General features: G+C 72.7%; 9 protein-coding genes. 4 read left to right on the top strand and 5 right to left on the bottom strand.

Going from position 1 to position 9,816, the window contains the following annotated elements; translation table 11 throughout:
- Nucleotides 1-673: glycoside hydrolase family 75 protein (locus AC07C1_RS02355; protein WP_478936582.1), on the bottom strand; the 673-nt coding region annotated here is incomplete at its 3' end.
- Nucleotides 674-1,085: 412 nt separating this feature from the next.
- On the opposite strand from AC07C1_RS02355, the gene AC07C1_RS02350 reads away from it, so the two are divergent.
- Together AC07C1_RS02350 and AC07C1_RS02345 are read left to right on the top strand one after the other, a co-directional pair.
- Nucleotides 1,086-2,060, top strand: a complete 975-nt coding sequence (locus tag AC07C1_RS02350) for a fibronectin type III domain-containing protein (protein WP_478936338.1) — start codon at nucleotides 1,086-1,088, stop codon at nucleotides 2,058-2,060.
- 181 nt (nucleotides 2,061-2,241) lie between these two features.
- Nucleotides 2,242-2,787, top strand: a complete 546-nt coding sequence (locus tag AC07C1_RS02345; RefSeq protein ID WP_478936337.1) for a hypothetical protein — start codon at nucleotides 2,242-2,244, stop codon at nucleotides 2,785-2,787.
- A 58-nt stretch (nucleotides 2,788-2,845) separates the two neighbouring features.
- On the opposite strand, the gene AC07C1_RS02340 is transcribed toward AC07C1_RS02345, so the two are convergent.
- Complete coding sequence (locus AC07C1_RS02340) at nucleotides 2,846-3,418, bottom strand: PadR family transcriptional regulator (protein ID WP_478936336.1); 573 nt, start codon at nucleotides 3,416-3,418, stop codon at nucleotides 2,846-2,848.
- 31 nt (nucleotides 3,419-3,449) lie between these two features.
- Complete coding sequence (locus tag AC07C1_RS02335; protein ID WP_478936335.1) at nucleotides 3,450-5,465, bottom strand: NADPH-dependent 2,4-dienoyl-CoA reductase; 2,016 nt, start codon at nucleotides 5,463-5,465, stop codon at nucleotides 3,450-3,452.
- A 158-nt stretch (nucleotides 5,466-5,623) separates the two neighbouring features.
- On the opposite strand from AC07C1_RS02335, the gene AC07C1_RS02330 reads away from it, so the two are divergent.
- Entirely contained in the window at nucleotides 5,624-6,031 is a 408-nt protein-coding gene (locus AC07C1_RS02330; protein ID WP_478936333.1) for a tautomerase family protein, read from the top strand.
- 16 nt (nucleotides 6,032-6,047) lie between these two features.
- Here AC07C1_RS02330 and AC07C1_RS02325 read toward each other — a convergent pair whose 3' ends face one another.
- Nucleotides 6,048-6,419, bottom strand: a complete 372-nt coding sequence (locus AC07C1_RS02325) for a hypothetical protein (protein ID WP_478936332.1) — start codon at nucleotides 6,417-6,419, stop codon at nucleotides 6,048-6,050.
- 95 nt (nucleotides 6,420-6,514) lie between these two features.
- Complete coding sequence (locus tag AC07C1_RS02320; protein ID WP_478936331.1) at nucleotides 6,515-7,402, bottom strand: hypothetical protein; 888 nt, start codon at nucleotides 7,400-7,402, stop codon at nucleotides 6,515-6,517.
- 313 nt (nucleotides 7,403-7,715) lie between these two features.
- Between AC07C1_RS02320 and AC07C1_RS02315 the strand changes: the two genes are divergently transcribed.
- Nucleotides 7,716-9,794 (top strand): SpoIIE family protein phosphatase, encoded by a 2,079-nt coding sequence (locus AC07C1_RS02315; RefSeq protein ID WP_478936329.1) that lies wholly within the window; start codon nucleotides 7,716-7,718, stop codon nucleotides 9,792-9,794.
- Nucleotides 9,795-9,816: the final 22 nt, after the last annotated feature.

Below are 9,816 nucleotides of genomic sequence, written 5' to 3'. Positions count from 1 at the left end.
GCCGCTCCCCCGTGGCCACCGCCGCCGCGTGGTCCTCGATGGGACCCACCCAGGAGTTCCTGAAGACGATGTAGGTGACCCCGGAGTCCACCCCGCCGTCGCGCGGGTCGGCCCGGATGCCGAGGCCTCGGGCGGTGGCGTAGGAGGCCTCGCCGATGATGTCGCGCGGACCGGTGTCGCCGACGACGGCGTACCGCACCTGTCCCCGGTAGACGACCGCGGCGACCGAGCCGCCCCGGACACCGTACGCGCGGAAGTCCCAGAGGCGGCTCGGCGGCGGGACGACGATGTAGGGCAGCGACTCGGCGCTCAGATGGCGGCCGTCGGACTGCTGGAAGGCGGTGGTGGGGGCGAACACCGGGTCGGTGCGGCGGTTGCAGCGGGCGGAGGACCGCCCGTCGCAGTCGATGTCCAGGTCGGCCTTCCAGTAGACGGCGTCCCGGGTGCCGCAGACGGGCACGGTCGCGGGGCTGTCGGCGTCGGTGCGATACCGGCCCCGGGAGACCTGGGTGCACTCGCCCAGCCGGGCCAGCAGGTCGACTGCGGCGACGGCGCCCTCGCCGCGGGCCACGGACCTTTCCCGGGACGGGACGGCGGCGGCCGGGGCGGGCAGCGCCGCCGGCGCGAGCAGGGCGGCGCCGGCCGCGGCGATCGTCAGCGACGGGACACGCACACGCACGATGAGGGACCTCTCCTCGGGGACGCGGGGACAGCGAGGCCACTGTGGTGCGCGTCGGGCCGCCCGGCCACCCTGGCCGCACGGAAGGGGCCGGATGGAGCACGTTTCTGACACTCCATGAGGGGACCCGGCGCGGCCCTGGGGCCAGGAGGGGCGACAGGGGCCGAGGAGCTGGGCCGATGCCGGCCCAGGGCCCCCCGGCCGCCCGCGTCGGCGCGGGATCGGCGACGACAGCGTGTCCGCGCCTCAGACGTGAACTCCCCTGCCATCCCGGGCAGTTCAGCCATAGCGAGGCCAGCGTACTCGTGAGCCGTCCACGCAGCCCCCTTGATGTGCTCGCATCAGCGGGTCCATATTGGTCCGGACCTTTGTGTGATGTCGATGCCGTCCCCGGGGAGGCAGAGCCGTGCGACGCGTTCCCCTTCCGCTCCTGCCGGCCTGCGGGGCCCTGCTGCTGGTCGCGTCCTGCGGCTGGAGCCGGGGCGCCGACAGCGACGAGGGCCGGGCACCCGGCGCTCCGGCCGGGGTCACCGCGGCGGCGGGCAGCGCCACCAGCGTTCACGTGATGTGGAACGCGGTCACGGGCGACCCCGGCATCCGCTTCTACGAGGTGTATCGCGGCCCCACGAAGGTGGAGGACGTCCCAGGTTCGCAGCACATGGTGGACGTCACCAGGCTCAGGCCGTCCACCATGTATGCCTTCACCGTGCGTGCCCGCGACACTGAGGGGCGTCTCGGTCCGCCGAGCCGGGCGGTGCGGGCGCGCACACCCGCCATGGCGACGGCGGACCGCTCGGCACCGGCTCGGCCACTGGAACCCGCCGGGCGGGCCGTCGGCAGCCGCGCGGTCCAGTTGTCCTGGGGCGCGTCGCGGGACGACCGGGGCGTGGTGTCGTACGACGTCTACCAGGGCGGGGCGAAGATCCACAGCGTCGGCGGGGACCAGACCGCGACCGAGGTCACGGGTCTGCGCCCCGGCACCGCCTATGTCTTCAAGGTGCGGGCCCGGGACGCCGCCGACAACCTCTCCCCCGCGAGCGTCCCGGTCCGCCTCACGACCCCGGGTACCGACGACGGCCGCGACACCGCACCGACCGGCTTCACCGCCACGACCCACCGGGCCCGCGGGGCCTACTACATCGACCTGTCCTGGGTTCCACCGCGCACGGACGGCGTGATCACCGAGTACCGGATCCAGCTCGACGGCACCGCGGCCACCTCGCTGGTGTGGGGCGGCACCCCGCCGCGCGGCCGGGCCCGTTACAGCTTCTACGCGGGCGAGGCCGCCGGGGAGGAACACCGGGTGCGGCTGCGGGCGCGGCTGCCGGACGGAACGTGGGGCGGCTACTCGGCGGAGCGGACGGTGACCACGGGCGGCTGACGGACGCACCGCGTCGGCGTGTCGCCTTGCTCCGGACGAAGGAATCCGTCACCTGTACGGGCGCCTCCCGCATGCGGGGGTGCCCGGGACAGCGTTGGCTGCGGTGGAGGCAGCACGGACGTTTCCCTACCCTCGGCGGCGCATGGGACGTACCGCCAACCGTGCCGCTGGAGGCCAGCCCATGCCCAATTCGCGACTCCTCCGTTCCGGCCTGACCCTGGCGGCCGCCGCCACGCTCCCGGCCGCGCTCGCCTGGCCGTCCGCCGCGGCCTCGGGCATTTCCGTCAGCACCACCGGGTCCACCGTCTCGGTGGTCACGAGCGCGTGCACCCAGATCAACGGCACCTGGGGCAACGCGGCCCTGCTCACCAGCGGTCAGGCGAACTTCTCCCAGGGCCGCCAGGTGGCCCTGTCGGGCACGTCCGTCAGCCAGTCCGCGGCCTGGACCGGGGTGAGCCCGGGCACCTACACCGTGGTCGTGGTCTGCTCCAGCGGCATCACGGCGGGCAGCCAGTCGGTGATCGTCTCCGCGACCTCCGTCACCTCACGCCCGACGATCTCGGCGACGTCCACGGCGGCGCCCGCCCGGGGCGTGGCGGGCGGTCTGGGCGGCGCGGCCCGTGACTACGGTCCGCTGACGCTGGGCGTCGGCGCGGCCCTGGTCGGCGCCGGTGTCGTCGCCACGGGCTGGTTCCTGCGCCGCCGCTCCAAGCCCTACCGGCTCTGAGAAGCCGCCGCACCGGGTCCGGACCGCGGCCCTCGTCCTCAGCGTCAGCCCTCAACCCTCAGCCCTCAACCGGGCCGCGGCTCGCCGCTTCCTCGTCGGGCAGTTCGGCGAACTCCGTCAGGGCGTGCGTGAGCCACTGGGTCCAGAAGGTCTCCAGGTCGATGCCCGCCCGCAGGACCAGATGGCGCAGCCGGTCCTGCGGGGTGTCCCGGCCCGGCGGGAAGTCGCGCTTCTCGATCTCCTGGTACTCGGCCAACTGCCGCCGGTGCAGCTCCAGATGGCGGCGAAGATCGGCCTCCAGGCCCGCGGTGCCGACCACGGCCGCCGCGCGCAGCCGCAGCAACAGCACGTCCCGCTGCGGCTTGGGATCCTGCGCGGCGCCGGTCCAGCGGGCCAGTTCGGCACGGCCCGCGGGCAGGACCTCGTAGCTCTTCTTCTGCCCGCGGGCCGGCTGCTCGGACGGCAGCGTGCGGATCAGCCCCTCGACCTCCAGCCTCCCCAGTTCGCGATAGATCTGCTGATGCGTCGCGGACCAGAAGTAGCCGATCGACTTGTCGAACCGGCGCGTCAGCTCCAGCCCCGACGACGGCCTTTCCAGCAGGGCGGTGAGGATCGCGTGCGGGAGTGACATGGACTCATCCTAGGGACGCGCGCCACGGCCCCTACAGCGCCGCCGCCAGCTCGGTGCCCTGCTTGATCGCCCGCTTGGCGTCCAGCTCGGCCGCGATGTCGGCACCGCCGATCAGGTGGGCGCTGCGCCCGGCGGCGACCAGCTCCTCGTAGAGATCGCGGCGCGGCTCCTGGCCGGTGCACAGCACCACGGTGTCGACCTCGAGGACCGTGCTCTCCTCGCCGACGGTGATGTGCAGGCCGGCGTCGTCGATCCGGTCGTAGCGCACCCCGGGGACCATGGTGACGCCCCGGTGCTTCAGCTCCGCCCGGTGGATCCAGCCGGTGGTCTTGCCGAGTCCGGCGCCGACCTTGGCGGTCTTGCGCTGGAGCAGGTGGACGGTGCGCGGCGGGGCCGGCCGCTGCGGGGCGGCGAGGCCGCCCGGCGCCCGGAAGTCCATGTCGACGCCCCAGTGCCGGAAGTAGGTCTCCGGGTCCTCGCTCGCCTTGTCGCCGCCGTCGGTGAGGTACTCGGCGACGTCGAAACCGATGCCGCCGGCGCCGAGGATGGCGACGCGGTCGCCGACGGGGGCGCCGTCGCGCAGGACGTCGAGGTATCCGAGGACGCGGGGGTGGTCGACGCCGGGGATGTCGGGGGTGCGCGGGGTGACGCCGGTGGCGACGACGACCTCGTCATAGCCGTCCAGGTCACCGGCCTCCACCCAGGTGCCCAGGCGTACGTCCACGCCGTGCGCCTCGAGCTGGTGGCGGAAGTAGCGCAGGGTCTCGTCGAACTCCTGCTTGCCGGGGACCTTGCGGGCGACGTTGAGCTGGCCGCCGATCTCGCTCGCGGCGTCGAACAGGGTGACGGCGTGGCCGCGCTCGGCGGTGGAGACCGCGCAGGCGAGTCCGGCCGGACCGGCGCCGACGACCGCGACGCGCTTGCGCCGCCGGGTCGGGGAGAGCACCAGTTCGGTCTCGTGGCAGGCGCGCGGGTTCACCAGGCAGGAGGTGATCCGGCCGCTGAAGGTGTGGTCGAGGCAGGCCTGGTTGCAGCCGATGCAGGTGTTGATGGCCTCGGGCGTCCCGGCGGCGGCCTTCGCGACGAAGTCGGGGTCGGCGAGCATCGGGCGGGCCATGGAGACCATGTCCGCGTAGCCGCCGGCCAGCAACTCCTCGGCGAGTTCGGGGGTGTTGATGCGGTTGGTGGTGACCAGCGGGACGGACACCTCGCCCATGAGCTTCTTGGTGACCCAGGTGTAGGCGCCGCGCGGCACGGAGGTGGCGATGGTGGGGATGCGGGCCTCGTGCCAGCCGATGCCGGTGTTGATGAGGGTCGCCCCGGCCGCCTCGACGGCCTTGGCGAGGGTGACGACCTCCGGCAGCGAGGAGCCGCCCGGGACCAGGTCCAGCATGGACAGCCGGTAGATGATGACGAAGTCCTCGCCGACGGCCTCGCGCACCCGCTTCACGGTCTCGACCGGGAAGCGCATCCGGTTCTCGTACGAGCCGCCCCAGCGGTCCTCGCGGCGGTTGGTCTGCGCGGCGATGAACTCGTTGATGAGATAGCCCTCGGAGCCCATGATCTCGACGCCGTCGTAGCCGGCCTGCCGGGCGAGGCGGGCGGCGCGGGCGTAGTCGTCGATGGTCCGCTCGACATCGGCGTCGGTCAGCTCGCGGGGAACGAAAGGGCTGATCGGGGCCTGCAACGGGCTCGGCGCCACCAGGTCCTGGTGGTAGGCGTACCGCCCGAAGTGCAGGATCTGCATCGCGATGCGGCCGCCCTCGCGGTGCACGGCCTCGGTGATGGTCCGGTGCTCCTCGGCCTCCGCCTCGGTGGTGAGTTTGGCGCCGCCCTCGTACGGCCGGCCCTCCTCGTTGGGCGCGATGCCGCCGGTGACGATGAGCCCGACGCCTCCGCGCGCGCGGGCCGCGTAGAACGCCGCCATGCGCTCGAAGCCGTGCTCGGCCTCCTCCAGGCCGACGTGCATCGAGCCCATGAGCACGCGGTTGGGCAGCGTGGTGAAACCCAGGTCGAGCGGGGTCATCAGGTGCGGGTAACGGCTCATCGGGCCCTCCGTGCGCGGTGTCATCGCCTCTTGTTGTAGAGGAAGCCCGACCGATTATGCAACTAGTTGCACAACCACAGGGAGGTGACTCCAGCCACTCTGTACCTACTAGTATGTAAACAGACGTGACTTACGGCTGCTCCGAGAGGAAGTCCCCCATGCCCTTCGTCCGCATAGACGCGCTCGGCACCGACCCGGCCCGCCTCGACGCGCTCGGCGCGGCCGTCCAGGACGCCCTGGTGGAGACCCTGGATGTGCCGCCCGACGACCGCTTCCAGGTGCTGACCGGCCATGACGGCGTCACCAGCACACTGCGCTACGACGGCTACCCCGGGGTGCGCCGGGACGACTCGCTGGTGTTCGTCGCGATCACCATGCGCGCCGGGCGCGGCGCGGACCGCAAGCGCGCGATGTACCGGCGGATCGCCGAACTGGTGCACGAGCGCACCGGCACCGAGCCGCGCAACGTGTTCGTCACGGTCACCGAGAACGCGTCCGCCGACTGGTCCTTCGGCCACGGCCTGGCGCAGTACGCCCCGGCCGACGGCGAGCCGGCCGGGGCGTAGGGCTGGTTCCGCGCCGTCAGCGGCTCTCCAGGAGGAGATGCAGATCCCTCTCCTGGTCGCCGGAGGCCGCGCAGGTCTCCTGCACGCTGAACATCGAGTCCAAGGTGGTGCGGAACCGGTCGACGGCCCAGTAGCCGCCCTGGATGTCGGCCTGGACGGGCGAGCCCAGGTGGACCGGCGCGCACCCCTGTCCGCGGGCGTCCGCGACGTCGTACGTGCCGAGCCACACCATCGGGCGGGTCGCGTGGAGTTGCTGGGGATCCTCGTCCGCGCCCCGGTCGGACGCGAAGCAGGACCTCAGCGCCTCGAAGACGAGGCGGGCGTCCTCCTTGTCACCGCTGATCTCCACCGTGACGGTTTCCGGATGCGACCGCTCCGTGTCTGCCATTGATCGCTCCTTTCGTGGCCGCGCTGCGATGGAACGGGGTACCCCGCCGAACCGCGTCCATCCCCAGGAAAACATCACCGGCCGGCCGGCACACCTCAGCTGCGCGAGAACTTGTACGTCTTGCTGTCCGTCAGCACGCAGAAGCCGGGCGACACCACGATCACCCGCAGGACGCCCGTACGCCGGTCGTAGTCAATGCCCTCCGTCTCGAAGCTCCCCGAGCAGGAGCTGCGCAGCGGCAGCTGACGCAGGGCCGTGACATGCCCGGAGATGTCCGCGGAGCCGTTCGGGGCCGCCGAGAGATCGATCTGGAGCAGCGGCTTGGTGATGCCGAAGAGACTGCCGTCGGGGTCGTCCGAGGAGCACAGCACGGTCGTGGGGCCGGAGAAGTCGCAGCCCTGGACGTCGCGGACGGCGCGGTCCAGGCGGACCGTCGAGGCCTGCGGGAGGTCCGCCGAGGGCGAGGTGCCCGGATTCACGCCGGGGGTCGGGAAGACCAGCAGACGGGTCATCGTGCCCCACTCCCCCGAGAGCATCCACTGGCCGTCGGGCGAGATGGCGTCCCAGGAGTTGTTCAGGGCCTCGCCGGGGCTGAGCGTGTGGACGTACTCCGACCAGGTGCCGCCGGGCGCCTGCACGCGGAACATCTTCGAGTTGCCGGAGTCCCGCTGGTAGGGCTCGATGTAGTAGCCGTTGTACGAGGCGTCGGGGTCGCCGACGTGGTTCCAGCCGCGGCTGGAGACGCCGACGGGGACGGTGCCGATGCCGGTGTAGTGGTTGGGACTGTTCGCCGGCACCTCCACCGAGGTCAGGCCCTGGCTCTCGGTCAGCGGGTCGGCGCGGTCGGAGCCGGTCTCGGTCCAGGTGGCGGCCGCGGACGCGGGCGCGGGTGCGGGTGCGGCGAGGGACACGACGGCGGCGGAGGCGAGGGAGACGAGTCCGGCGAGAACTGCGTGACAACGTTGCCGGGCGGGCGCGGGCATGGCCGACTCCTCGGACGGGGGTGGGGGCACTCGGTCGGCGGACAGTCTGGCGTGGCGCGGTGGTCATGTACAGACCAAGACGGCAACATGAGCGTGAACTCTCACGGCCCGGGGACCGGCCTGTACGGTCACCGCGGGACACCGCACCGCGCGCACCGCCGGCGGGACGGCTCCGGCGGACGCCCGCCGCCGTGTTGAGGGATGGTGGAGGTACACGGCAAAGGCCTCGGAGAGTCGGTGTGAGCGCGGTAGAACAAGGGGAGTCGGCACGGGGGACGGCGTGCCGTGCGGACGGGCGAAGGCGGTGCATGGCATGAGTGCAGCCGAGGCTCCGGTGGGCGAGGGCGACGAGCCGGCGCGCGGACCGCTGCGGCCGGGCGGCCTGCTCGACGTGCTGGGCGTCGCGTCGGTGGTGCTGGACACCGACGGCCGGATCGTGCTGTGGAGCCCGCAGGCGGAGGAGCTGTTCGGTTACACCGCGCGGGAGGCTCTCGGCCAGTACGCCGCCCGGCTGATGGTGCACGAGCGGCACCTCCACCTGGTCGGCAAGCTGTTCGCCGATGTCATGCGCACCGGCCAGAGCTGGGCCGGCGGCTTCCCGATCCGCCACAAGGACGGCAGCACCCGCGTGGTGGAGTTCCGCAACATGCGGCTGCTGGACGACCGGGGCGACGTGTACGCGCTGGGGCTCGCCGCGGACCAGTCGACCGTACGGCGGCTGGAGCAGGACGTGGCGCTGTCCGAGCGGATGGTGAAGCAGTCCCCGATCGGGTACGGCGTGCTGGACACGCGACTGCGTTTCGTCTCGGTCAACCCGGCCCTGGAGAAGATCAACGGGGTCCCGGCCGCCGAGCACGTGGGCAAGCCGTTGCGCGAGGTGCTGCCGCCGGCGGAGGCCGACGAGTTGGAGGCCGCCGCCCGGCGGGTGCTGGAGACGGGCGTGCCACGGATCGACGACACGCTCGTCGGCCGTACCCCCGCCGACCCGGACCAGGACCACACCTGGTCGCACTCGCTGTACCGGCTCGAGGACGCCATGGGCAACGTGCTCGGGGTGGCGGTCTCGCTGGTCGACATCACCGAGCAGCACCGGGTCTCCATGGAGGCGGAGGCCGCCAGGCGCCGGCTCGCGGTCATCGCCGACGCCTCCGCCCGGATCGGTACGACGCTCGAACTGGAGCGCACCGCCTGCGAGCTGGCCGAGGTCGCCGTACCGGAACTGGCGGACGTGGCCGCCGTGGATCTGCTGGATGCGGTGGTGGAGGGCCGGCCCAGCACACTGGGCCCCTCGGAGTCCGCGGTGATCAGGGCGCTCGCCCTGCGCCCGGAGGAGGACACGGACGCCATACGGGCCGCCGACCCGCCCGGCCGGATCGCCCGGTACGCACCCGACCGCCTGGTCACCGAGTGCGTGCGCACGGCTGAGGCGGTGCTGGTACCGCAGGTGAAGGACGAGGACCTGCCGCGCATCGCCCGATCACCCGAGGCGGCCGTGCTGCTGGGCCGGGCGGGCCTCCACTCGTACCTCGCGGTGCCGCTGATCGCGCGGGGTGAGGTGCTGGGCGCCCTCGACCTGAAACGCACCCGCAATCCGGTGCCGTTCGGCGAGGACGACGTGCTGCTGGCGCGGGAACTGGCGGCCCGCGCGGCCGTGCAGATCGACAACGCGCGCTGGTACCAGAACGCCCGCAACACCGCCCTCACCCTGCAGCGCAGCCTGCTGCCCAGCCATCCGCCGGTCACCACCGGACTGGAGGTGGCCTCCCGCTACCAGCCGGCGGGCGCCACCAGCGAGGTCGGCGGCGACTGGTTCGACGTCATCCCGCTGGAGGGCGGGAAGACCGCACTCGTGGTGGGCGACGTGATGGGCAGCGGCATCAGCGCGGCCGCCACAATGGGCCGGCTGCGCACCGCGACGACCACGCTGGCCGCGCTCGACCTCGACCCGGCCCTGTTGCTGGAGCACCTGGACAAGACGACCTCGGCCCTGGACCACTCCATCGCCACCTGCGTGTACGCCGTTTACGACCCGCGGCTGCGCCAGTGCCGGATCGCCAACGCCGGTCACCTGCCGCCGGCCCGGGTCCGGCCCGGCCGCCCGCCGGAGCTGCTCGACCTGCCGACCGGGGTGCCCCTCGGGGTGGGCGGGGTCGCGTTCTCCACCGTCACCGTCGACTTCGAGCCCGGCGACGAGCTGGTGTTCTACACCGACGGCCTGGTGGAGACCCGCCGCCATTCGCTGGACGAGCGCCTGGAGTTCCTGCTGTCCCTGCTCGACGACCCGGAACGCCCGCTCGAGGAGACCTGCGACCTGCTCCTGCGCACGCTGCACCACCCCGACAACCACGACGACGTCGCACTGCTCATCGCCCGGGCCCAGCACCTGCCTTAGCGCTGCGGCAACTGCCTCGGCC

Source organism: Streptomyces sp. NPDC045022, assembly GCF_056432605.1.
Note: the sequence above shows the minus strand (reverse complement) of the source record. Positions and strands in the feature narration are given on the sequence as shown.

Bases quoted from the DNA above. Each gene is read 5' to 3' on its own strand.
- AC07C1_RS02315 (WP_478936329.1), top strand. From the start codon at position 7,716: ATGAGTGCAGCCGAGGCTCCGGTGGGCGAGGGCGACGAGCCGGCGCGC.
- AC07C1_RS02340 (WP_478936336.1), bottom strand. From the start codon at position 3,418: ATGTCACTCCCGCACGCGATCCTCACCGCCCTGCTGGAAAGGCCGTCG.
- AC07C1_RS02345 (WP_478936337.1), top strand. From the start codon at position 2,242: ATGCCCAATTCGCGACTCCTCCGTTCCGGCCTGACCCTGGCGGCCGCC.
- AC07C1_RS02320 (WP_478936331.1), bottom strand. From the start codon at position 7,402: ATGCCCGCGCCCGCCCGGCAACGTTGTCACGCAGTTCTCGCCGGACTC.
- AC07C1_RS02335 (WP_478936335.1), bottom strand. From the start codon at position 5,465: ATGAGCCGTTACCCGCACCTGATGACCCCGCTCGACCTGGGTTTCACC.
- AC07C1_RS02325 (WP_478936332.1), bottom strand. From the start codon at position 6,419: ATGGCAGACACGGAGCGGTCGCATCCGGAAACCGTCACGGTGGAGATC.
- AC07C1_RS02330 (WP_478936333.1), top strand. From the start codon at position 5,624: ATGCCCTTCGTCCGCATAGACGCGCTCGGCACCGACCCGGCCCGCCTC.